Genomic DNA, 23456 nt, shown 5'->3' on the forward strand with positions numbered 1-23456 from the left:
TATGATCGACATCATAAAACCACCCGCACCTATCCCTGCGGCTGTGTGGCGCCGATCGCCGTACCTGATCATCCTGAACACTCAAGAGCATCCACTTATGAGCACTCCCGAAACCGTACTGATCACTGGCGCCTCCACAGGCATTGGCGCGACCTACGCCGAGCGTTTTGCCCAACGTGGGCACAACCTGGTGCTGGTTGCCCGCGATAAAGGCCGGCTGGACGCACTGGCCTCGCAGTTGCGTGAGAAACACGCGGTGTCCATTGACGTGATCCAGGCCGACCTGACTCAAACCGGTGACCTGGCCCGCGTCGAAGCACGCCTGCGTGACGACGCCAGTATCGGCATCCTGGTGAACAACGCGGGCGCCGCCCTCTCCGGCAGCTTCATCGAACAATCCATCGACAGCGTTACCAACCTGGTCGCGCTCAACACCACCGCCCTGATGCGACTCGCCAGCGCCATCGCGCCACGCCTGGTACACGCCGGTAACGGCGCGATTATCAACATTGGCTCGGTGGTGGGGCTGGCACCGGAATTCGGCATGAGCGTCTACGGTGCAACCAAGGCGTTCGTGCTGTTTCTATCCCAAGGGCTGAGCCTCGAACTCTCGCCCAAAGGCGTCTACGTGCAAGCCGTTCTTCCAGCCGCCACCCGCACGGAAATCTGGGATCGCGCAGGCATCGACATCAATACCCTGAGCGAAATCATGAGCGTGGACGAGTTGGTCGATGCTGCGCTGGTCGGTTTTGATCGTCGCGAGCCGGTGACCATTCCGCCCTTGCAAGACGCCGCCCGCTGGGATGCCCTGCAAGCCGCCCGCCAGGGTTTGCTGTCAGACATTCGCCAGTCGGTCGTCGCCGAGCGCTATCAAGCCAAGGCGTGATTGTCACGTATAGCCATGGGAACTGAACGATGAAAGCCTTCCTGATCGACCGTTACGGCAAGCATCAAGGACGCCTTGCCGAGGTACCGGACCCGGAACCGGGCATCCACGACGTACTGGTCAAGGTACATGCCAGCAGCGTCAACCAGCTGGATTCGAAGATCAGCAAGGGTGAATTCAAACTGATCCTGCCCTACACATTCCCGCTGATCATGGGCAACGACGTGGCCGGCGTCGTCGTTCGCGTAGGGTCAGGCGTGCGCACCTTCAAGCCCGGTGACGAGGTCTACGCGCGCCCGCCCGACGCGCGCATCGGTGGCTTTGCCGAGCTGATCGCGATTGAGGAAAGTGCCCTCGCACTGAAACCCAAAAACACCAGCATGGAACAAGCCGCCGCCCTGCCCCTGGTTGCACTGACCGCCTGGCAGGTGCTGGTTGAAACAGCCCGCGTGAAGAAGGGACAAAAAGTCTTTATCCAAGCGGGCTCCGGTGGTGTCGGCAGCATTGCCATCCAGCTGGCAAAACACCTGGGGGCTTTCGTTGCCACCACGACCAGCACCGCCAACGTGGAGTGGGTCAAGGCGTTGGGAGCAGACGTGGTCATCGACTACACGCAGCAAAACGTCGAAAACGTGTTGCGTGACTACGACGTCGTCTTGAACAGCCTCGGCCCCGCCGAACTGGAAAAATCCCTGCGCATTCTCAAGCCGGGTGGGCAGCTCATCTCCATCTCGGGACCACCGACCGCCGAGTTCGCACGCGAGCAAAAGCTGTCCTGGGGACTCGGTTGGATCATGCGCCTGTTAAGCAGCGGCATACGCAGAAAAGCCCGCAGGCAGGGCGTCGACTATGGGTTCGTGTTCATGCGTGCGAGCGGTGCGCAATTGCAGAAAATCACCGCGCTCGTCGAGTCCGGCGCTATCACACCGGTGATCGACCGAACCTTCCCTCTCGAGGCAACGGCTGAGGCCTTGAGCTACGTCGAACGGGGCAGAGCCAAGGGCAAGGTGGTGATCAAGGTCCTATGACTAAGCCCACCCAACGCTCAAGCTGATGGCGATGCAGACTTGTCCCCCGTGAGGGTGCGAAGCGCCCCCAATGAAGGACGAATGGGGTGTACCCGATATTGCGCAGTGGCTGGTTTTGGGGCTGCCGAGCAGCCCAGCGCGGGACAAGCCCGCTCACCACATCCACAGTGGATCCCATGGGCATCCACAAGCGCATTTCAAATCAGATCCAACCGAGCCAGCTCCAGTAAGTCGCCGCAAACACCAACATCAACCCATACCCGATCAACGTCACCAAAATCCCCACCTTGGCAAACTGCCGCGCCGTAAACGTCCCGGTCCCCAAACACACCATGTTCTGCGGCGCATTGATCGGCAGGATAAACCCGTAGCTCATCACAAACCCCAACAGCATGGTCATGCCCAAGCGGTTGAACTCCCCCGGCAAGGTCTGCAGCACCGCAATCAATATCGGCAACAACGCCGAGGTCAACGCCGTGGCGCTGGCAAAGCCCAGGTGGATCACAATCAGAAACGCCCCCAGGATCGCAAACACCCCCAACGGCCCGACCTGATCCAGGCCGGTGTGCGCCACCACCTGGGACCCCAGCCATTGCCCGGCCTGGGTGGTCAGCAATGCGGTACCGAGGCTGATGCCCACGCCAAACACGATCACCGTGCCCCACGGAATGCGCGATTGCACATCCTTCCAGGTCATCACCCCGATGCCCGGCAGCAGCAGGAACACCAACCCGGCGTAGGTGGTCGAGGTGGTGTCGAACGGGTGCAGGCGCCCTTCCGTGGCCCATGCCAACAGCAGCAGCACCGACACCGTCAGCAAGCGTTTCTGCGGGCCGGTCATCGGGCCGATGTCCACCAGGGACTGGGCCACGGCCTCCTTGCCACCGGGGATGCTGTCGGTTTCCGGCGGCAGCAGCTTGATCACCAGGAACAGCAACACCGCCGACATGATCACCGCCCACGGTGCGCCGGCGATCAGCCAGTCGATCCACGACACGCGCTGGCCGAGCATCTTGTCCATAAAGCCCACGGTCAGCAGGTTTTGCGCGGCGGCGGTCTGGATGCCGACGTTCCAGATGCTGGTGCCCTGGGCCACCACGATCATCAGGCCGGCGGCGATGTTGGAGCGCTTGTCCACGCCAAACGCAGCAACCACGCCCATCATGATCGGCACCACACAGGCGCTGCGCGCCGTGGCGCTGGGGACGACGAGGCTGAGCAGGATGGTCACCGCAATCGCCCCCAGTAGAATGCCCCGCGTGCTGGTGCCGACGCGGGTCAGGGTCACCAGGGCGATACGCCGGTCCAGGCCGGTGTGGGTCATGGCCGCCGCAATGAACAACGCGCCCGCCACCAGGGCCAGTGCCGGGTTGGAAAAGCCGGTAAGCGCCATGCTGATGGCCGGGCTGGAGCCGATCAGGTGCGTGGGGTCTTGCAGCGACGGCGCGGTGCCGAGCAAAAACGCCATGAGCGAGGTGATCATGATCGCGCTGGCTTCATAGGACACCGCCTCGGTGATCCACACCACCACCGCAAACGCGAGGATCGCCAGCATGCGCTGCCCGGCCACCGGCAGGTCGGCGGGCAGCGGCAACAGCAGCACGCCGACCATCACCAGTACGCCGATCACCAGGCCCAGGGGCAACTTGAAAGAGGCTGCGGTTGTTGCGGGGGCGTTCATGGCGGGCTCCGTCGGGCGCTGAATCAGAGCCCGCATCATGGGGCAAAGCGCCGCAACAGGTGTTGACGGGTATCAACCCTAGGTCAACAACTGGCTTAATACCGCCCGCAACTTGCCGGGCTTGAGCGGTTTGTTCAGCAACGGTGCGTCCAGGCGGCGCAGCGCGCGGCGGCACTGGTCGGTGCGGTCGGCGGTGATGATCACAGCGGGGATGTTCTGCGCGAAATGCTCGCGCAGGTGCTTGACCACCGCACAACCCACCACCCCATGGTCGAGGTGGTAGTCGGCGAGGATCAGCTCCGGCGCCCTGCCCTGCAGCGCCAGCAACGCCCCGGCCTGGTCGGTGGCGGTAATTACCTCGCAGCCCCACTGCGCCAGCAGCGCACGCATGCTGTCGAGGATGCTCACCTCGTTGTCGATCACCAGCAGGCGTCTTCCCGGCAGCGGGTTGCCCGTGGTCGGTAGCACCGGCAGTTGGCTGATCGCCAGGGGCATCTCTTCGCTGATGGGCACCTCGATACTGAACATTGAGCCGCGCCCGGGCCACGAACGGACCGCCACCGGGTAGCCGAGGATCTCGGCGATGCGCTCGACAATCGCCAGGCCCAGCCCTACGCCTTTGCGGTCCGAGGCACGGCCGACGTCGAGCTGGTTGAATTCAAGGAAGATCGCGTCGAGGCGGTCGGCCGCGATGCCGCGCCCGGTGTCCCACACCTCCAGGCGCAGGCGATCGCCACGGCGGCGCGCGCCGAGCAGGATGCAGCCCTCGTCGGTGTAGCGGCAGGCGTTGCTGAGGAAGTTACGCAGGATCCGCGTCACCAGGCGCAGGTCGGTGCGAATCGCATAATGGCCGGTACGCGCGCGCAGGTTCAGCCCGGCCGCCAGCGCCACCGACTGGAACTCCGAGACCAGCGGCGCAAACAGCTCATCCAGGCGATACAGCGCCACATCGGGCTTGACCGCCGCCTGGTCGAGCCGCGAGATATCCAGCAGGTCGGTGAGCAAATCCTCGGCGCCTTCCAGGGCCTGGTGCGTACGTTCCACCAGCACCTGTTCGACGCTGGGCAGGTTGCGCTCGCGCAGGGTGGAGATCAGCAGTCGCGCGGCGTTGAGTGGCTGCAACAGGTCATGGCTGGCGGCGGCGAGGTATTTGTCCTTGCTGCGGTTGGCGGCCTCGGCGGCATCGCGGGCATCACGCAGCTCCTGCTCGACCTGCTCGCGCTGGGCGATCTGCTGTTGCAGGTTGCGGTTGGCTTCCAGCAGTTCATCGGTGCGCGCCGCCACGCGCTGCTCCAGCTCATCGTTGAGACGGATATAGCGGTTGCGCTCGGCCTCCAGCTCGTCGAGACGCGCGGTGAGCTCCGGGTAGTGGCTCTTGCGCGCCGAGTGATTGCCCAGGCCCAACAGACCGGCGAGGGCCTGTTGCTGGTCATCAGAGCGCTTCGCCATACACCACCTCGACATCACGCTGGCTGGACTCGCGCGGGTTGGTGAGGATGCACGGGTCGTGCATCGCATGCTGGGACAGGAACGGAATGTCCGCCACACGCACGCCATGCAGGCCGAGGGTTTCATGGAAGCCGATGGCGTGTTTCAGGGCAATCAGGTGTTCCACCAGGCGCCCACAGATCTGTCGGTGGTTGAGGCCACGGCAATCGATGCCGAAGGTCTCGGCAATCACCTTGAAGCGCTCCGGCGCCGAGTTGTAGTTGAACGCCACCACGTGTTCCACCAGGACCGCGTTGCACAAGCCATGGGGCAGGTCGAGAAACCCGCCGAGGCTGTGGGACATGGCATGCACCGCGCCGAGGATCGCATTGGAGAACGCCAACCCCGCCTGCATGCTGCCGAGCATGATCTTCTCGCGCAGGGCAATGTCACCGGGGTTGGCGATCATCTGCACCAGGTTGCCGTTGATCAGGCGCATGGCCTCCAGCGCATGGGGGTCGGTCAGCGGGCCATGGCCGGTGGACACGAACGCCTCGATCGCATGCACCAGCGCGTCGATGCCGGTACAGGCGGACAGGAACGGGTCCATGCTCGCCGTGGTTTCCGGGTCGATCAGCGACACATCCGGCACCACCGCCTTGCTGACGATGGAGAACTTCATGCGTTCCTGCTGGTTGGAAATGATCACGAACTGCGAGACATCCGCCGAGGTGCCGGCGGTGGTGGGGATCAGGATCAGCGGCGGGCTCGGCACGCGGATGGTGTCCACGCCTTCGAACTCGAGGATGCAGCGCCCATGGGCGACCACAATGCCGATGGCCTTGCCGCAGTCCATGGGGCTGCCGCCGCCGATGGCCACGATCACGTCGCAATGGTTTTCCCGGTACACCTCGGCACCGAGCATCACTTCCTCGACGCGCGGGTTGGGCGACACGGCGCTGTACAGGCAGTAGTCGATGCCGATGGCCTGCAGGCTGGCTTCCACATCGGCGACCCATCCGGCGGCGATCACACCGGGGTCGCTGACCACCAGGACCTTGCGCGCACCAAAGGTCTTGGCGTAGTTGCCGACGTTGTGCCGACAGCCGGCACCGAAGATGATTTCAGGCGAGACGAATTTACGCAGGAGGCTCAGATTGGGGCTCATTGGAAAGCCTGTTGTTATTATTTTTGGGAGATGCGCTCCACACTAACCCATTCCCAGGCGTTTGCAATCAGACCAAAGGGTCATTCCCAATAGGACACCGGCCAGCGCGAGGCTGGCCGGAGATGGATCAGCGGCTGGCGAAGTACATGGTCACTTCGAAGCCGATACGCAGGTCGGTGAAGGCGGGTTTGGTCCACATGGGGAGAGTCCTCTTGTTGTGCCGGAAGATTCCGGTGAAGGCATTAATGCATGGGGGGATGGGGGTGCGAATGCTACTTTCGAAGTAAATGCCGCACTGCATTAGTCGCGAATGTACAGGGAGCAAAATGTGGGAGGGGGCTTGCTCCCGATGGCGGTGGATCAGCCACATCACTGTTGACTGACCCACCGCTATCGGGAGCAAGCCCCCTCCCACACCTGATTGCATTTCAAGTTGGAATCAGAAGAAACCCAATGGATTGATGTCGTAGCTCACCAGCAAATTCTTGGTCTGCTGGTAGTGATCGAGCATCATCTTGTGGTTCTCACGTCCCACGCCCGACTTCTTGTAGCCGCCAAACGCCGCATGCGCCGGGTACAGGTGATAACAGTTGGTCCATACGCGACCGGCCTTGATCGCCCGGCCCATGCGGTAGGCGCGGTTGATGTCGCGGGTCCACAGCCCGGCGCCGAGGCCGAATTCGCTGTCGTTGGCAATCGCCAGGGCTTCGGCTTCGTCCTTGAAGGTGGTGATACCCACCACCGGGCCGAAGATTTCTTCCTGGAACACGCGCATCTTGTTGTGGCCCTTGAGCAGGGTCGGCTGGATGTAGTAACCGCTGGACAGGTCGCCCTCCAGGCGCTCGGCCGCGCCGCCGGTGAGCAGTTCGGCGCCCTCTTCCTGGGCGATCTTGAGGTAGGAGAGGATCTTGTCGTATTGCTGCTCGGACGCCTGGGCGCCGACCATGGTCTCGGTGTCCAGCGGGTTGCCGCGCTTGATCTTGACGATCTTCTTCATCACCACTTTCATGAAGTCGTCGTAGATCGACGCCTGCACCAGCGCCCGCGACGGGCAGGTGCACACTTCGCCCTGGTTGAAGAACGCCAGCACCAGGCCTTCGGCGGCTTTTTCGATGAACTGCGGCTCAGCCTGCATGATGTCTTCGAAGAAGATGTTCGGCGACTTGCCGCCCAGTTCCACGGTGGAGGGAATGAGGTTCTCGGCGGCCGCATGCATGATGTGCGCACCGATGGGGGTCGAGCCGGTAAAGGCGATCTTGGCGATGCGCTTGCTGGTGGCCAGCGCCTCCCCGGCTTCGCGGCCAAAGCCCTGGACGATATTCAGCACGCCCGGTGGCAGCAGGTCATTGATCAACTCGGCAAACACCATGATCGACAGCGGCGTCTGCTCGGCCGGCTTGAGCACGATGCAGTTACCGGCGGCCAGGGCCGGGGCGAGTTTCCAGGCGGCCATCAGCAGCGGGAAGTTCCACGGAATGATCTGCCCGACCACGCCCAAGGGCTCATGGAAGTGATAGGCCGCGGTGTGTTCGTTGATCTCGGCGGCGCCGCCTTCCTGGGCGCGGATGCAGCCGGCGAAGTAACGGAAGTGGTCGGCGGCCAGGGGCACGTCGGCGTTGAGGGTTTCGCGCACGGCCTTGCCGTTGTCCCAGCTTTCGGTCACGGCCAGCACTTCGAGGTGCTGCTCGATACGGTCGGCGATTTTCAGCAGCACCAGGGAGCGATCCTGGGGCGAAGTCTTGCCCCAGGCGTCGGCGGCGGCATGGGCAGCGTCGAGGGCCTTGTCGATATCGGCGGCGTTGGAACGCGGGAATTCGGCGATCGCTTCACCGGTCACCGGCGAGGTGTTGGTGAAGTACTCACCGCTGAGCGGGGCGACGAACTCGCCGCCGATGTAATTGCCGTAGCGCTGCTTGAAGCTGACGATGGCGCCAGGGGTGCCAGGTTGTGCGTAGATCATGTTAAAGCCTCTGTCTGGGTCCGGGCCTGTCGGTCAACAGGCGATGACCCGATAGTAAAGAGCCCCCGCTGGCGGGCGAATGCGCCGTTGGCAGGGGGGCACTTGTCATTTGGTCGTAGTTTCAGTGCTTGGCGACCAGCTCTTTGGGCAGCTTGAAGGTCCAGAGCATGCCGCCCTGGTTGAAGTCCTTGATGCGCTTGGCCACTTCACCGCCCCACAACGGCACGGCGCCGCCCCAGCCGGAGAGCACCGAGACGTACTGTTCGCCGTCCATTTCCCAGGTCACAGGCGAGCCGAGCACGCCGGAGCCGGTCTGGAATTCCCAGACCTTCTCGCCGGTCTTGGCGTTGAACGCCTGCAGGAAGCCTTCCGGCGTGCCGGTGAACACCAGGTTGCCCTTGGTGGTCAGCACCCCGCCCCACAGCGGCGCAAAGTTCTTGTGGCGCCAGACTTCCTTGCCGGTCTTCGGGTCGATGGCGCGCAGTACGCCGATGTAGTCTTCGTTCAGCGGCTTGATGGTGAAGCCGGCGCCAAGGAACGCCGCGCCCTTCTTGTAGGCGATGCCTTCGTTCCAGATGTCCATGCCCCACTCGTTGGACGGCACATAGAACAGCCCGGTGTCGCGGTTATAGGCCATCGGCATCCAGTTCTTCGCACCGAGGAACGCCGGCGCGACAAACACCGAGGTGCCCTTGGTTTCGCTGCCCGGCGCGCCTGGGCGGCTGGCTTCGTTGTAGATCGGCCGACCGTCCTTATCCAGGCCGCTGGCCCAGGTGATCTTGTCGACAAACGGGAAGCCACGGATGAACTTGCCGTTGGTGCGGTCGAGCACGTAGAAGAAGCCGTTGCGGTCGGCGGTGGCTGCCGCTTTGATTTCCTTGCCGCCTTCGGTGTAGTTGAAGGCGATCAGCTCGTTGACGCCGTCATAGTCCCAGCCGTCGTGGGGCGTGCTCTGGAAGTGCCACTTGATGGTGCCGTCGTCCGGGTTCAGCGCCAGGCGCGAGGACGAGTAGAGGTTGTCGCCGGGGCGCAGGTGCGAGTTCCACGGCGCCGGGTTGCCGGTGCCGAACAGCAGCAGGTTGGTTTCCGGGTCGTAGTAGCCGCCCAGCCACGGTGCGGCGCCGCCGGTTTTCCACAGGTCGCCCGGCCAGGTCTTGCCCGCCTCGCCACCGGAAATGCCGTTTTCCACGGCTTTGCCATCCTTGTAGACATAACCCATATGACCTTCGACCGTCGGGCGGCTCCACAGCAGCTCGCCGTTTTTCGGGTCATAGGCCTGGATCTTGCCAACCACGCCGAATTCGCCACCGGCCACGCCGGTGATCAGCTTACCGTTGACCACCAGGGGCGCGGCGCTGATCGAGTAGCCTTCCTTGTGGTCGGCGACCTGCTTGCTCCACACCACTTTGCCGGTGTCTTTGTTCAGCGCCACCAGCTTGGCGTCGAGGGTGCCGAAGAACACCAGGTCGCCGTACAGCGCCACGCCACGGTTGATCACGTCACAGCACGGGCGGATGTCATCGGGCAGACGCGCATCGTACTGCCAGAGCTTCTTGCCGGTGCGCGCATCCACCGCGAACACCCGCGAGTAGGAACCGGTGAGGTACATCACCCCGTCCTTGATCATCGGCTGCGCCTGTTGCCCACGCTGCTTCTCGCCGCCAAAGGAAAACGCCCAGACCGGGCGCAGGTCCTTGACGTTGTCGACGTTCAGGGTATCGAGGGGGCTGTAGCGCTGGCCCTGCACGCCGAGGCCGTTGGTGACGATCTGCCCGGGGTTTTTCGGGTCCTGGAGGATGTCCTCATCGGTGACCGAGGCCATGGCCTGGCCGGATAACAGGATGGCACCGAGCAACACACTCAAGGCGAAGGGTTGGCGACGTGCGGGTTGGGTCATGACGGCTACCTCTGCGGTTTTTTGTTATACCCGGGAAATTTTCCCGGTCTGGTGCAGATTCTTGGGCGCAGGGGCCGTTGTCACAATTGACCGCAGTATCGAGTTTGCTAGTTCCTTAGTAGCGGGTCAGCGCGGCGAATCCACGCGTTGCATCTGTTCGCGCTCGTACCGCGGGTACAGGTGGCTGACGCTGCGGATCAGTTCATAGCGGCTCAGGCTGATCGCCGCGAAGCGTGCGGGGATTGGGCTGCGGATCATCTCGGCCATGTCGCTGCCCTGGGCCGCGCCGTCACGCAAAAGTTGATCGAGCCAGGTCAGGTAGTCACGCATCTGTATAAAGGGTTGCGCGTCGCTGGCCACCGGGCCATGGCCGGGCACGATCAGGGTCCAGGGCAAGGCTTGCAGGGTGCCGAGGTCCGCCAGCCACACCGCCAGCCCCGGGCTGTTGGGGGTGGTGAGGGCGCGCTGGTAAAACACCAGGTCGCCGGCAAACAGCACGCCGGTGCTCTGGTCGAAGATCGCCAGGTCGGCGCCGGTGTGACCGCTGAGCGCGAGCAGGCGCAAGTCGTGGCGGCCGACGCTCAGTACATCGGGCTCCAGCACTTGGGTGGGCAACACCACCTCGGTGCCGCGCATCCAGTCGCCGACCATGCGGTAGAGGTTTTCCGCCATGCCGTCGCCTTGCTCATGCAGCAGGCGCGCGGTCTCGGCCAGGGCGCCGATGGGCACGTCCTTGAAGGCCTGGTTGCCCAGCGCATGGTCGGGGTGATGATGGGTAATCAGCACCTGGATCACCGGTTTGGGGGTGACACGGGCGATGGCCTCGCGCATGGCTTCGCCGTAGCGCCGCGACGGTCCGGTGTCGATCACCACCACACCGGCCTCGGTGACGATGAAGGCGGTGTTGACGATATTGCCGCCGTTGGCCTTGGCAAAATTGTCGGTGCTGCCTTCGAGCAGCCAGGTGTCGTCGGCGATCAGCCGGGGCTTGAGGGCGTAGTCGAGGTCCGCCAGGGCGGGCAGGCTCAGGCCCAGGCATAACAATAGAATCCAGCGCATACCGCGCTCCTTCTGGTCAGGGGATGGCCGCGTCGAACTCATTGCCGCTGTTGTCGCGCAGCACCAGGCGGGTGGGGCCCGGCGCGGCGATATCAAAGGCCAGGTTGGGGTTTTCGCTGACCGCCGGGAACAGCTCAAGATCAGCCAGCACCTGGCCGTCCTGGCCGCGCAGTTGCGCATGGTTGATAAAAAACTCGGGGATGCCGCTGACCATGCCGTTGTCCATCGGGTGCGCCACCTGCACACGCACGCGGCTGAACTCGCCACGCGGGTAACGGCCGCCGAGCACTTCGCCGATGTGCTCTTCCCAGCCCGACTGGGTGCGTACCACGCTGGGCGCGGTGCAGCCGCCACCGGCCGCGTCGATCAAGGTCGAGCCCACGTGCCACAAGCCGTCATCGGTGAGCACCGCCGCCCGCAACGGGGTGGCCTGCTCGATACGAATCCGCAGCGACAGCCATGGCAGCACCCCGGCCTTGGGCTGGAAGTCGACGATTTTCGGCAACGGGTTGAGCTCGGCCCAGGTGAGGATCTTCACCACATGGCCGCTGAAGGCCCGTGCATCGATTTCCAGCGGCACCTGACGCGCATCTTCGGCGAACGGCGGCGCGAGGAGCTTGACTCGGTCGTCGAACACGAACGGCGCCTGCGCCAGGAACTGCTTGTGATAGAAGGCCCACATCACCGACGGCACCGGATCGACCTCCACGGCGTGCGCCGCCAGCGGCAGCCAGCACGCCAGGATGCAGCTCAGTCGCCAGTTCATCGCCTGCTCCTATTGATACATCTCGGGGACTTCGTACTGCAGGCCGTAACGGGCATAGATGGCTTGCACCGCGCCGTCGCGGATCAGGCCTTCCAGCGCCTCTTCCACCGCGTAAGCCAACTGGCGATTGCTCTCGTGCACCGCCATGCCGATCTCCCAGCGTTGTTTGCCCATGTTCGGGTAGGCGTTTTCGGCCAGGGCCAGTTGCGGGTCGTGGGCTTCATGCACCTGCCAATCGACTTCGCCGCGCATCGCCATCACCGCATCGACCTCACCGGCTTTCATCGCCGCAAAGGCCTGGGGTACGTCGGGGTAGTGATGGGTCTTGGCGGCGAGCATGCCGTTGAACACCGAGGTGAGGTAGAACGACGGCACACTGTCGACTTCGACGCCAATCGGGTGCTGCTCGAACACCGCCACGCTGGCGACCGTGTCCAGGCGCCGACGATCGTAGGCCACCTGCCATTGTTCGTTCTGGTACGGCCCGAACATCACCACATGGCCGTTTTCCAGTTCGCCCTGGTCGTTGCGCTTTTGTGCGTAATCGCGGTCGTAGGGCGCGCGCATCATCAGGTCGGCCAGTTGCTGGTTGTGCAACGGGCTGCCGCGCCAGATGTAGTCGCGCAGGTCATCGTCGAGCTTCTCGCCGGCCGGCGCCCAGATCAACGTGAGCCGTACCCCCAGCGCCGTGGCCAGGGCCTGGGCCAGTTCCACGTCGACCCCGCGCGCGGTGGCGCCGTCTTCGAAACTGTAGGGGGCAAAGTCCTTGTACACCGCCACGTTGATTTCGCCGGCGGCGATCATCTGGTCATAGCTGCGCACCTGCGCCTGTGCCGGCTGGCAACACAGCAGGGCCAGGCCAAGCACATAAGCGAACAGGCGCATGGCTTACTCCTCGACGTGCACGCTGTCCAGGTAGGTGCGCACGGCCCACAAGGCTTCCTGGCTCAAGTAGTCGGCCATTTTCGGCATGTACACGCGACCGTCACGCACCGCGCCATGGCGCACGCGCTCGACGAACCACTCATCACCGGCTTCGCCCACATCGAGCATGCGCAGGTCGGGGGCGATGCCGCCGGACTTGGCTTCCAGGCCGTGGCAGGCGGCGCAGTTCTGGTTGTAGGCGGACGAGCCGATTTCCACGGCGCGGTCGTGTTCAGGCGAGGTGCGGTATGGGTTGACCGCCGCCCAGCCGTCTTCGTTGACCGGCACACCGGCGTCCTTGATCGAGGTCAGGCCCTTGGTTTCCACCGCTTGCGGGACCACGTTGCCATGGGCCCAGGCGGAGCCCCCGGCGATCACACCGACCAACAGCCCGGCGACGAGCAAGGCATTGTGTTTTGTTGTCATTATTTTTGCCCTCAGGATTGCACGCAAAACCTCATTGCAGAGGCTATGGCAACCATCTTAGAAACCCCGGGGCATGGGCCGTATGCTGCTTTGGTGGCCGCCCTCTCCTCCCTTGGTAGTAGGGCTTGTGGGGCACGCCTAAAACAGCGGCGCCTCGGGAAGTCTTCCCGGCCACAGCGGGAGTTTTTCCGTATCCGCCCGGCGCCCCGGCGTTCCACCCTGTGCAGGCCAAAACCTCCACTGGGAACTGCAACCATGACAATAAGATCGCTACCCGCCCGCTCACCTTTAAGCCTTGCCGTGCAAGCCTTTTTGCTGGTGGGCAGCCTGTCCCTCAGTGCGGCAACGTTCGCGGCCGCCGAACCCGCCAAGCCGACGCACAATGTCACCTGGGAAGACATCGCCAACGACCACCTGACCACCCAGGACGTGCTGCAATACGGCATGGGCACCAACGCCCAGCGCTGGAGCCCGCTGGCCCAGGTCAACGACAAGAACGTGTTCAAGCTCACCCCGGCCTGGTCCTATTCGTTCGGCGATGAGAAGCAACGCGGCCAGGAATCCCAGGCCATCGTCAGCGACGGCGTGGTCTACGTCACCGGCTCCTATTCCCGCGTGTTCGCCCTCGACGCCAAGACCGGCAAGCGCCTGTGGACCTACAACCACCGCCTGCCCGACAACATTCGCCCATGCTGCGACGTGGTCAACCGCGGTGCGGCGATTTTCGGCGACAAGATCTACTTCGGCACCCTCGACGCGCGCCTGATCGCCCTCGACAAGCACACCGGCAAAGTGGTGTGGAACAAGAAGTTCGGCGACCACGCCGCCGGCTACACCATGACCGGCGCCCCGGTGCTGATCAAAGACAAGGTCAGCGGCAAGGTGCTGCTGATCCACGGCAGCTCCGGCGATGAATTCGGCGTGGTCGGCCAGCTGTTTGCCCGCGACCCGGACACCGGGGAAGAAGTGTGGATGCGCCCGTTCGTGGAAGGCCATATGGGCCGCCTCAACGGCAAGGACAGCACCACCACCGGCGACGTCAAGGCGCCTTCGTGGCCGGATGACCCGACCACCCCAACCGGCAAGGTCGAGGCCTGGAGCCACGGCGGCGGCGCCCCTTGGCAGAGCGCGAGCTTCGATGCCGAGACCAACACGATCATCGTCGGCGCCGGCAACCCCGGCCCGTGGAACACCTGGGCGCGCACCGCCAAGGACGGCAACCCCCACGACTTCGACAGCCTCTACACCTCCGGCCAGGTCGGCGTCGACCCGAGCACCGGCGAAGTGAAGTGGTTCTACCAGCACACCCCGAACGATGCCTGGGACTTCTCCGGCAACAACGAGCTGGTGCTGTTCGACTACAAGGACAAGGACGGCAAGGTGCTCAAGGCCACCGGCCACGCTGACCGCAACGGCTTTTTCTATGTGGTGGACCGCAACAACGGCAAGCTGCAGAACGCCTTCCCGTTCGTCGACAACATCACCTGGGCGAGCCATATCGACCTGAAGACCGGGCGTCCGGTGGAGAACGAAGGCCAGCGTCCGGCCAAGCCCTTGCCGGGTGAAACCAAAGGCAAGCCGGTGGAAGTCTCGCCGCCGTTCCTGGGGGGCAAGAACTGGAACCCCATGGCCTACAGCCAGGACACCGGCCTGTTCTACATCCCGGGCAACCAGTGGAAAGAGGAATACTGGACCGAAGAGGTCAACTACAAGAAGGGCTCGGCGTACCTGGGCATGGGTTTTCGCATCAAGCGCATGTATGACGACCACGTCGGCACCCTGCGGGCAATGAACCCGACTACCGGCAAGGTGGTGTGGGAGCACAAGGAAGCCTTGCCGCTGTGGGCCGGCGTGTTGGCGACCAAGGGCAACCTGGTGTTCACCGGCACCGGCGACGGCTTCTTCAAGGCCTTCGACGCGAAAACCGGCAAGGAGCTGTGGAAGTTCCAGACCGGCAGCGGCATCGTCTCGCCGCCGATCACCTGGGAGCAGGATGGCGAGCAGTATGTCGGCGTCACCGTCGGCTACGGCGGCGCGGTGCCGTTGTGGGGCGGCGACATGGCCGAGCTGACCAAGCCGGTGGCGCAAGGCGGGTCGTTCTGGGTGTTCAAGATTCCGAGCTGGGATCAGAAGACCGCGCAAAAATAACCTCCGCGAGAATGCCGGGCCGCTTTTTGCAGCAAGCGGCTTCTTCCCTTGTGGTGAGCGGGCTTGCCCAGCGCTGGGCTGCGAAGCGGCCCTGGCATTCCTCCAGCACCTCCGTGCGCTCAGGTTCTGCGACTGCTGCGCAGCCGAGCGCGGGGCAAGCCCGCTCACCACAGCAAGCCCACTCACCACAGCAAGGCCCTCACCACAGCAAGCCCGCTCACCACAGGATCCCCAGAGGTCGCACGATGAACTACCTGCCCTTGTTACTCCTGCTCTGCCTGCCCGTGGCCCACGCCGACGATGGCGACGATGCGCCGCTGATCATCAACGGCTGCACCATCGCCGCACACAGCCAATGCCCCGGCGCCAACCTCAAGGGCGCCAACCTGCGCAACCAGGACTTGAGCAAGATGAACCTGGCCGGCGCCGACCTGCGCGAGGCGGATCTGCGCCATGCCAACCTCGACCTGGCCAACCTGGAAAAAGCCCGACTGCAAGGCGCCAACCTGACCCGCGCCAGCCTGCAACAAAGCAACCTGCGCCTGGCCGACTTCAGCGGCGCCACGTTGATGGCGATCCAGGGTTGGGGCCTGTTCGCCCAGGGTGCGCAGTTCGAAAACGCCAACCTCAGCGCGGCCTACCTGCAATTTGCGCGGCTGTCGGGGGCGAAAATGCACAAGGCCAACCTGCGTGCGGCCGACCTGGAAATGACCTGGCTGAGCAAGGCCGACCTGCAAGGGGCCGACCTCAGCGATGCCAACCTGCAGGAAGCCAAGTTCGGCGAGAGCAACCTGGAACAGGCCACCCTCACCGGCAGCCGCCAGCACTACGCGAACTTACAGGATGCCAATATGGAAGGCTGCATCGACTGCCCCACCACCTGGGATCGCTAGCCCCCCCGCGCATACGCTGTTATCCAACCACCCGCACCACGCCCATGTCGATCCCCAGGTGCACCAGCTCGGCATGGGAACTCACCTGCAATTTGCTCTTGAGCAACGTCAGGTGATTGGACACGGTCTTGCTGCTGATATTCAGCTGGTCGGCAATCGCTCGGGTCGGCGTGCCCTTGGCCAGCATCAGGAAGATTTCCAGCTCGCGCGGGGTCATGCCCTGCAAGCGTTGATCACCGGGCGTATAGGCCAGTTCGGTGGCCAGGGCCTGTTCGATGTAGGCGTGGCCGTCGAGGATGCGCCGCACCGCTTCGATCAACACCTCGGGTGCCGAGGTTTTGGTCAGGTAGCCCGAGGCGCCCGCCTCCAGGGCCTGGCGCACCAGGGGCAACTCGTCGTGCATGCTGAAAAACAGCACGCGCAGGTGCGGCAGGCGCTGGCGCAGGCGCCGGGTGGTTTCCAGGCCGCTGATGCCCGGCAGGCCGAAGTCCATGATCACCAGGTGCGGCAGCGCTTCCTGGACCCGGCTCAACGCCTCTTCGCCACTGGCCGCCTCGCGCACTTCAACGGCCGGCAGCAGCGCACGCAACAGGCTGGCATAGCCTTGGCGTACCACCGCGTGGTCATCCACCAACAGAATATTCATGAGGCCTCCAACGGCATGTTCAACGCCAACGCCCAGCCGGCGCCGGGGTGGCTGATGATCTTCAATTCGCCGCCCAGGCAACGGGCGCGTTCGGCCATTGAATACAGGCCCACGCCGGGCCGCTGGGGCGTGTCTGCACCGCGACCGTTATCGCGCACCCACAGGCGCAGGCGCGAACCGCGATGTTGCAGGCGCACGTGCACCTGGCTGGCGTCGGCATGCCGCAGGATGTTGGTCAGGGCTTCCTGGAGCAGGCGGTACAGATGGGTCTTGCTGGCGCCGGGCAACAGCGGCAGGTCGGTGCTGACCTGCAGGTGGCAGGGAATGCCGTGGCTGGCCTGCCACTGGGTGACCAGCAGCGCAAACGCCTCGGCCATCGGCAGGTGTTGCAGGGCCACCGGATAAAGGTCGTGGACCAATGCCCGGAAGCCTTGCTGCAAGTGCTCGCAGTGATCCTCGAGTTGCGCCACCGTGGGCGCCAGCAGGTGCGGCTGGTCGGTGACCAGGCGCAACAGGCAGGCCTGGGCGCGAATGCCGGCCAGGTATTGGCCGAGGTCATCGTGCAGGGTCTGGGCCAGGTGGGTGCGTTCCTGCTCCTGCACCGCCAGCAGGGTTTGGGTAAGCCGGGTGTTATCGGTGCGCGCCTGCTCCAGGGCGTCGGTCATGCGGTTGAAGTGCAGCGCCAGTTGGCGTGCTTCCGGCGCGCCTTGGCTGCCCAGGCGCACATTGAGCTGGCCGGCGCACACCTGTTGCAGCGCGCGCAGCAATTCATCCAGCACGCCCATACCCCGGCGCACCGCCCAGCGGATGGTCAACAGGCTCAGGGCCAGAGCCAGGGCGCACAGGCCCAGCAGTTGTTGCAGGGAGTCCCAGACCTCGTCGATTTCATCCCGTGGGTCGACAGCGATGGACACGCGCCGGCCGTCCGGCAAGTCCAGCACCTGGGCACTGCGCCGCGCCTCGGCAAACAACAGGCGCCCGAGCCAGGCGTCCAGCCCGTCCGCGTCCGGCGCTTGCACGGTGTCGCCGCTCGCCAGCCAGTGCACGCGAACATGGCGCAAACTCGCGGTGAGGTGGGGTTGCAGGCTGGCCGGGTCGCGCGCGGCGGTTTCGCTCAGGTAGTGCACCACCGCTTCGGCCGATTGCAGCTCGCGCCCCACATCGGCCAGGGCCTGGTGCAGCAACAGCGCGGTGCAGGCGCAGGTCACCAGGATGAAGAAGCCGAACACCCATAGGTTGATGCGCCACAAGGCCGACAAGACGCGCATGCTGGTGTCACTCCTGTGGATAGAGCCCGTGGTGCTCCATGCTAAAACCACACGGCGCGCCCGGGGCTACTACCTTGGTACTGCCCCAGCGCTACTTTCTGCATATTTGCAGCGACGTTCAGGGTTCCTATGCTGGCGCTACCTGTCATGGAGTGCCTTATGCGCCAGCTCGCCCCCTACGCCGTGATCTGCCTGCTGGCGATCGCCTGGGCCGCCACCGGCCAGGCCGCCGAAGCGCCCTTGCAGGTGCAGATCGGCTACCTGGGTTATCGGCCCGATCCGGGCCCGCTGCTGTCGAATGTGATTCCCGAGCCTGCCGATGCCGGGCAGCGCGGTGCTGAACTGGCGATCATCGACAGCAACAGCACCGGCGCCTTTCTCAACCAGCGCTACAGCCTGACCAGCGCCACGGTGGACACTCCGGACGCTCTGCTCGCCGCCGCCCAGGCCCAGCATGCCCAGGGCCTGCGCCTGTTCGTGATCAACGCACCCGCCGCCAGCCTGCGCCAACTCAGCGCGGCGTTGCCCGACAGCCTGCTGTTCAACGCCGGCAGCCCGGATGACCGCCTGCGCAGCAGCGACTGCCTGGGCAACGTGCTGCATACCCTGCCCAGCCGCGCGATGCTCGCCGATGCGCTGGCGCAGTTCCTGGTAGTGCGCAAATGGCAGAAGGCACTGCTGATCGTCGGCCCCACCGAGGATGACCAGGCCTACGCCGCCGCCCTGCGGCGCGCCGCCAAGCGCTTCGGCGTGCAGCTGGTGGCGGAAAAGGCCTGGCGCTTCGATAACGACCAGCGCCGCAGCGCCCAGGCGGATATGCCGCTGTTCACCCAGACCGCCGAATACGACGTGGTGCTGGTGGCCGACGAGCGCGGCGACTTCGGCGAGTACGTGCCCTACCAGACCTGGTACCCGCGCCCCGTCGCCGGCACCCAGGGCCTGACGCCCACCGGCTGGCACAAAACCGTCGAGACCTACGGCGCCGCCCAATTGCAGAAACGCTTCGAGGCCCTGGCCGGGCGTTGGATGAACGACCGCGACTTCGCCGCCTGGATGGCCGTGCGCAGCGTCGCCAGTGCAGTGAGCAAGTTGCGCCAGGTCGAGCCCATGGCGATCCGCCAAGTGGAAATCAGCGAGCAACTGCCCCTGGACGGGTTCAAGGGCCGCAAGCTCAGTTACCGCCCCTGGAACGGCCAACTGCGCCAGCCGATTCCTATCGTGCAGCCCCGCGCGCTGGTCAGCACCTCGCCCCAGGACGGTTTCCTGCACCCCACCAACGAAATGGACAGCCTGGGCTATGACAAACCCGAGGTGACCTGCCGCTTCCCTTGATCACCTACCCACAATAATAAGGAATCCGCCATGCGCCGCACCCTGCTCCCATGCGCCCTGCTGCTTGCCGCCGGGCACGCCGTGGCCAGTACCGCCTGGGTCTCCAACGAGAAAGACAACAGCCTGAGCCTGATCGACATGCAGACCCTGCAAGTCACCGACACCCTCAAGGTCGGCCAGCGCCCGCGAGGCTTGCTGCTGTCCCATGACAACAAGCTGCTGTACATCTGCGCCAGCGACTCGGACCGCGTCCAGGTGATGGACGTGGCCACGCGCAGGATCATCAAGGAACTGCCCTCCGGCAAAGACCCCGAGCAGTTCGCCCTGCACCCCAATAACCGCTGGCTGTACGTGTCCAACGAAGACGACGCGCTGGTCACCGTGATCGACACCGAGACCTCCAAGGTGCTCGGCCAGATCAACGTCGGCGTCGAGCCCGAAGGCATGGCCGTGAGCCCGGATGGCAAGTGGGCGGTGAACACCAGCGAAACCACCAACATGCTGCACTGGATCGACACCAGCACCCAGACCCTGGCCGACAGCACCCTGGTGGACCAGCGCCCGCGCTTCGTCGAGTTCAACCACGATGGCTCGCAGCTGTGGGCCTCGGCGGAAATCGGCGGCACCGTGACCATCCTCGACGTGGCCAGCCGCGCGATCCTCAAGACCCTGACCTTCAAGATCAAGGGCGTACACCCGGATAAGGTGCAGCCGGTCGGCATCAAGCTCAGCGCCGATGGCAAGTACGGCTTTGTCGCCCTTGGCCCGGCCAACCATGTGGCGGTGATCGACGCCAGGACCTTCGAGGTCCTCGACTACCTGTTGGTGGGCCGCCGCGTGTGGCAGATGGCATTTACCCCGGACGAGAAACAGTTGCTGGCCACCAATGGCGTGAGCGGCGATGTGTCGGTGATCGATGTGGACAGTCTCAAGGTGATCAAGTCGGTGAAAGTCGGGCGTTATCCGTGGGGCGTGGTGGTCACGCCATGAACGCCCTGGAGGTACGCGACCTGAGCTTCGCCTACGGCGCACGGCAGGCTTTGTGCGAGGTAAGTTTCAGCCTGGCGCCAGGGCGCTTTGCGGCGCTGCTGGGGCCCAATGGCGCCGGCAAATCCACCTTGATCGCCCTGCTCACGCGGCTGTATGACCTGCAAAGCGGCGACATTCGCGTGGGCGGTCATTCCCTGCGTGAGGCGCCGCGTGCGGCCCTTACACAACTGGGTGTGGTGTTCCAGCAAAGCACCCTGGACCTGGATTTGAGCGTGGAACAGAACCTGCGTTACCACGCTGCGTTGCATGGTTTGTCGCGGCGCCAGACCGACCTGCGCGTCGCCGTCGAACTGGCCCGCCAGGCCCTCACCGAACGGCGCCGGGAAAAAGTCCGCGAACTGAACGGCGGACATCGGCGCCGCGTGGAAATCGCCCGGGCGTTGCTGCATGAGCCGCGCCTGCTGCTGTTGGATGAAGCCAGCGTCGGCCTCGACCCGGCCAGCCGCCTGGCCCTGAACCAGCACGTGCGCAGCCTGTGCCGCGAACAGGGCATCAGCGTGCTGTGGACCACCCACCTGCTCGACGAAGTACAGGCCGACGATGCCTTGATGATCCTGCACCAGGGCCGCCTGGTGGCCAGTGGGCAAGTCGCTGCCTTGATCGAGCAACAAGGCGGCGATCTGGGCAGCGTGTTCGCGCGCTTGACGCGCCCCACCACGACGGGAGCGGCGGCATGAACGCTTACTGGCAATGCCTGCGCGGCATCGTGCTGCGCGAGTGGCTGCGCTTTGTGTTGCAGCGCACGCGGTTTCTCAGTGCGCTGGTGCGCCCATTACTGTGGCTGCTGGTGTTCGCCGCCGGGTTCCGCGCCGCGTTGGGCATCTCGGTGATCGAACCCTACGACACCTACATCCCCTACGAGGTGTACATCGTCCCGGGGCTGGCCTGCATGATCCTACTATTCAACGGCATGCAAGGCTCGCTCTCGATGGTCTACGACCGCGAGATGGGCAGCATGCGCGTGCTGCTGACCAGCCCGTTGCCGCGCACGTTTTTGCTGTGCAGCAAGCTGTTGGCCACTGCGCTGATTTCGCTGTTGCAGGTGTATGGGTTCCTGGCAATCGCCTGGGTGTACGGCGTGCAACCGCCGGCCATGGGGCTGTTGATCGCCCTGCCGGCGTTGCTGCTGGTGGCCTTGATGTTGAGTGCCCTGGGCTTGCTGCTGTCGAATGCGATTCGCCAGCTGGAGAACTTTGCCGGGGTGATGAACTTCGTGATCTTCCCGCTGTTTTTCCTGTCGTCGGCGCTGTACCCGTTGTGGAAGATGCGCGACTCCAGCGAATGGCTGTACTGGCTGTGCGCGGTCAACCCGTTTACCCACGCCGTGGAGCTGGTGCGCTTTGCCCTGTACCAACGCTTCGCCGGCCTGGCCCTGGCGGTGTGCCTGGGCTTGACCGTACTGTTCGCAGTGTTGGCGGTGCTGACCTTCAATCCCCAGCATGCGGCGTTGCGCAAAAAAGGCTGAGGGTGGCAAAACTACTACTTTGGTACTGGTTTTCCTGTCTATCGTCGCATTCCCAAGGGCTCGGGACTCACGTGTAATGCGCGCATAACGATAAGGATTGCCCTGCCATGCTGCCTGCCCGACTGCCTCTATTGGCGCTGCTGTGCCTGTTCGTCGCCAACGTCCAGGCCGACACCCCGCTGTTTTCCGCCGAGGGCTACCGCATCAGCCTGTACCGCAGCCCCACGCCCGACCACCTGCCAGGCGCCACGATTGTCGACACCGCGGCCCTGCAAACCCTGCTCAATCAAAGCCCGGCACCAGTGCTGATCGACGTGTACCGCCGCCAATGGCTGCAAGGCCGCTTCATCGAAGACCAGCCCCACGCCAACCTGCCCGGCAGCCACTGGCTGGCCAATACCGGCGACGGCGACCTGACGCCGGAGTGGCAAAGCTATTTCGTGCGCCACTTGTATGCCTACAGCGGCGGCGACCTCAAGCGACCGTTGGTCTTCTATTGCCGCTCCGATTGCTGGCTGAGTTGGAACGCGGTAAAACGTGCCGCCAACCTCGGCTATACCTCTGTGTACTGGTATCGCGACGGCCTGGATGCCTGGGAAGCGGCGAAGCTGCCGGTAACGGTCGCCCAACCCGAGCCATTTCAAACCTCACAATAAGAAAGGTGAACGGCCATGTACAAAATCCTGATTGCCGACGATCACCCACTGTTTCGCGAAGCGATCCATAACGTCATCAGCGACGGCTTCCCCGGCAGCGAAGTGATGGAAACCGCCGACCTCGACAGCGCCCTGGCGCTGACCCAGGAACACGACGACCTCGACCTGATCCTGCTCGACCTGAACATGCCCGGCATGCATGGCCTCAATGGCCTGATCAACCTGCGCAACGAGGCGCCGACCATTCCGGTGGTGATCGTCTCGGCCGAGCAGGACAAGCAGGTCGTGCTGCAAGCCATCACCTATGGTGCCGTGGGCTTTATCACCAAATCCTCGCCGCGCCTGCAAATGACCGAGGCGATCCAGCAGATTCTCAACGGCAACGTGTACCTGCCGCCGGACATCATCCGCACCCAGAAGCCCGGCACCCACCGACGCCTCAACGAAAACCCCGGCTTCGCCCCCGAACTGCTGCAAGCCCTGACGCGCAAGCAGTTGCTGGTGCTGGAGCGCATGACCAAGGGCGAGTCGAACAAGCAGATCGCCTACACCCTGGAGATTGCCGAGACCACGGTGAAGGCCCACGTGTCGGCGATATTGCGCAAGTTGAATGTGCATAACCGAGTGCAGGCAATCCTCAGTGCCGGGGATATCGACTTCGGCTCGTACCTGCGCCGCTGACCCATCTGACACAACACAAATCAAATGCGGGAGGGGGCTTGCTCCCGATGGCTGTGGACCAGTCAACACCTTCTTGGCTGAACCACCGCCATCG

The 23456-nt window shown here is 64.2% G+C and carries 22 protein-coding genes; 10 read left to right on the top strand and 12 right to left on the bottom strand.

From position 1 onward, the window contains the following. Positions 1 to 97: 97 nt before the first annotated feature. Together BB029_RS17815 and BB029_RS17820 are read left to right on the top strand one after the other, a co-directional pair. Positions 98 to 886, top strand: a complete 789-nt coding sequence (locus BB029_RS17815; protein WP_065940174.1) for an SDR family oxidoreductase — start codon at positions 98 to 100, stop codon at positions 884 to 886. A 29-nt stretch (positions 887 to 915) separates the two neighbouring features. Next, positions 916 to 1914: an NADP-dependent oxidoreductase gene (locus BB029_RS17820; protein WP_065940175.1), complete on the top strand. Its 999-nt coding sequence runs from the start codon at positions 916 to 918 to the stop codon at positions 1912 to 1914. 202 nt (positions 1915 to 2116) lie between these two features. On the opposite strand, the gene BB029_RS17825 is transcribed toward BB029_RS17820, so the two are convergent. The 10 genes from BB029_RS17825 to pedF all read right to left on the bottom strand — a co-directional run bounded on the left by BB029_RS17825 (position 2117) and on the right by pedF (position 13223). Further along, positions 2117 to 3595, bottom strand: coding sequence for a DASS family sodium-coupled anion symporter (locus BB029_RS17825; protein ID WP_027606213.1), 1479 nt, complete (start codon positions 3593 to 3595; stop codon positions 2117 to 2119). A gap of 78 nt (positions 3596 to 3673) precedes the next feature. Further along, entirely contained in the window at positions 3674 to 5044 is a 1371-nt protein-coding gene (locus BB029_RS17830) for a hybrid sensor histidine kinase/response regulator (RefSeq protein WP_065940176.1), read from the bottom strand. Further along, complete coding sequence (gene ercA, locus BB029_RS17835; protein ID WP_065926995.1) at positions 5028 to 6191, bottom strand: alcohol dehydrogenase-like regulatory protein ErcA; 1164 nt, start codon at positions 6189 to 6191, stop codon at positions 5028 to 5030. The genes BB029_RS17830 and ercA overlap by 17 nt, the downstream gene beginning before the upstream one ends. A 127-nt stretch (positions 6192 to 6318) precedes the next feature. Beyond that, entirely contained in the window at positions 6319 to 6390 is a 72-nt protein-coding gene (pqqA, locus tag BB029_RS32305; protein ID WP_010209364.1) for a pyrroloquinoline quinone precursor peptide PqqA, read from the bottom strand. Positions 6391 to 6630: 240 nt separating this feature from the next. Continuing rightward, positions 6631 to 8151, bottom strand: a complete 1521-nt coding sequence (locus tag BB029_RS17840; RefSeq protein ID WP_065940177.1) for an aldehyde dehydrogenase family protein — start codon at positions 8149 to 8151, stop codon at positions 6631 to 6633. Between the two features lie 121 nt (positions 8152 to 8272). After that, positions 8273 to 10048: a PQQ-dependent methanol/ethanol family dehydrogenase gene (locus BB029_RS17845; RefSeq protein WP_065940178.1), complete on the bottom strand. Its 1776-nt coding sequence runs from the start codon at positions 10046 to 10048 to the stop codon at positions 8273 to 8275. Positions 10049 to 10174: 126 nt separating this feature from the next. After that, a complete protein-coding gene (locus tag BB029_RS17850) occupies positions 10175 to 11107 on the bottom strand; it encodes a quinoprotein relay system zinc metallohydrolase 1 (RefSeq protein WP_065940179.1) in 933 nt (310 codons plus the stop codon). A gap of 16 nt (positions 11108 to 11123) precedes the next feature. Next, complete coding sequence (locus tag BB029_RS17855) at positions 11124 to 11873, bottom strand: quinoprotein dehydrogenase-associated SoxYZ-like carrier (RefSeq protein ID WP_065940180.1); 750 nt, start codon at positions 11871 to 11873, stop codon at positions 11124 to 11126. A gap of 9 nt (positions 11874 to 11882) precedes the next feature. Further along, the gene (locus tag BB029_RS17860) at positions 11883 to 12758 is read right to left on the bottom strand and encodes an ABC transporter substrate-binding protein (RefSeq protein ID WP_065926990.1); all 876 of its coding nucleotides are present in this window, start codon (positions 12756 to 12758) and stop codon (positions 11883 to 11885) included. 3 nt (positions 12759 to 12761) lie between these two features. After that, positions 12762 to 13223: a cytochrome c-550 PedF gene (pedF, locus tag BB029_RS17865; protein ID WP_027606205.1), complete on the bottom strand. Its 462-nt coding sequence runs from the start codon at positions 13221 to 13223 to the stop codon at positions 12762 to 12764. Positions 13224 to 13478: 255 nt separating this feature from the next. On the opposite strand from pedF, the gene exaA reads away from it, so the two are divergent. Next, positions 13479 to 15371 (top strand): quinoprotein ethanol dehydrogenase, encoded by a 1893-nt coding sequence (exaA, locus tag BB029_RS17870; protein ID WP_083236441.1) that lies wholly within the window; start codon positions 13479 to 13481, stop codon positions 15369 to 15371. 245 nt (positions 15372 to 15616) lie between these two features. Next, complete coding sequence (locus BB029_RS17875; protein WP_065940182.1) at positions 15617 to 16264, top strand: pentapeptide repeat-containing protein; 648 nt, start codon at positions 15617 to 15619, stop codon at positions 16262 to 16264. A gap of 19 nt (positions 16265 to 16283) precedes the next feature. On the opposite strand, the gene BB029_RS17880 is transcribed toward BB029_RS17875, so the two are convergent. Continuing rightward, on the bottom strand, positions 16284 to 16910 hold the full coding sequence (locus tag BB029_RS17880) for a response regulator transcription factor (protein WP_065940183.1): 627 nt from the start codon (positions 16908 to 16910) through the stop codon (positions 16284 to 16286). Continuing rightward, positions 16907 to 18169 carry a sensor histidine kinase gene (locus tag BB029_RS17885; RefSeq protein WP_065940427.1) on the bottom strand — a complete coding sequence of 421 codons (1263 nt, stop codon included), beginning with the start codon at positions 18167 to 18169 and terminating at the stop codon, positions 16907 to 16909. The genes BB029_RS17880 and BB029_RS17885 overlap by 4 nt, the downstream gene beginning before the upstream one ends. A 168-nt stretch (positions 18170 to 18337) precedes the next feature. Between BB029_RS17885 and BB029_RS17890 the strand changes: the two genes are divergently transcribed. From BB029_RS17890 to BB029_RS17915, 6 genes are all read left to right on the top strand, one after another. Then, positions 18338 to 19510 (top strand): ABC transporter substrate-binding protein, encoded by a 1173-nt coding sequence (locus tag BB029_RS17890; RefSeq protein ID WP_065940184.1) that lies wholly within the window; start codon positions 18338 to 18340, stop codon positions 19508 to 19510. Positions 19511 to 19540: 30 nt separating this feature from the next. Next, positions 19541 to 20500, top strand: a complete 960-nt coding sequence (locus tag BB029_RS17895) for a YVTN family beta-propeller repeat protein (RefSeq protein ID WP_065940185.1) — start codon at positions 19541 to 19543, stop codon at positions 20498 to 20500. Further along, the gene (locus BB029_RS17900) at positions 20497 to 21237 is read left to right on the top strand and encodes an ABC transporter ATP-binding protein (RefSeq protein WP_065940186.1); all 741 of its coding nucleotides are present in this window, start codon (positions 20497 to 20499) and stop codon (positions 21235 to 21237) included. Before BB029_RS17895 ends, BB029_RS17900 begins: the two co-directional genes overlap by 4 nt. After that, the gene (locus BB029_RS17905; protein ID WP_065940187.1) at positions 21234 to 22025 is read left to right on the top strand and encodes an ABC transporter permease; all 792 of its coding nucleotides are present in this window, start codon (positions 21234 to 21236) and stop codon (positions 22023 to 22025) included. Before BB029_RS17900 ends, BB029_RS17905 begins: the two co-directional genes overlap by 4 nt. 107 nt (positions 22026 to 22132) lie before the next feature. Then, a complete protein-coding gene (locus tag BB029_RS17910; protein ID WP_065940188.1) occupies positions 22133 to 22681 on the top strand; it encodes a PQQ-dependent catabolism-associated CXXCW motif protein in 549 nt (182 codons plus the stop codon). Positions 22682 to 22696: 15 nt separating this feature from the next. After that, positions 22697 to 23362: a response regulator transcription factor gene (locus BB029_RS17915; RefSeq protein WP_010209341.1), complete on the top strand. Its 666-nt coding sequence runs from the start codon at positions 22697 to 22699 to the stop codon at positions 23360 to 23362. Positions 23363 to 23456 lie beyond the last annotated feature (94 nt).

Origin of the sequence: Pseudomonas sp. S3E12, from assembly GCF_001702295.1 — a bacterium.
GTDB classification, from domain to species: Bacteria; Pseudomonadota; Gammaproteobacteria; order Pseudomonadales; family Pseudomonadaceae; genus Aquipseudomonas; species Aquipseudomonas marginalis.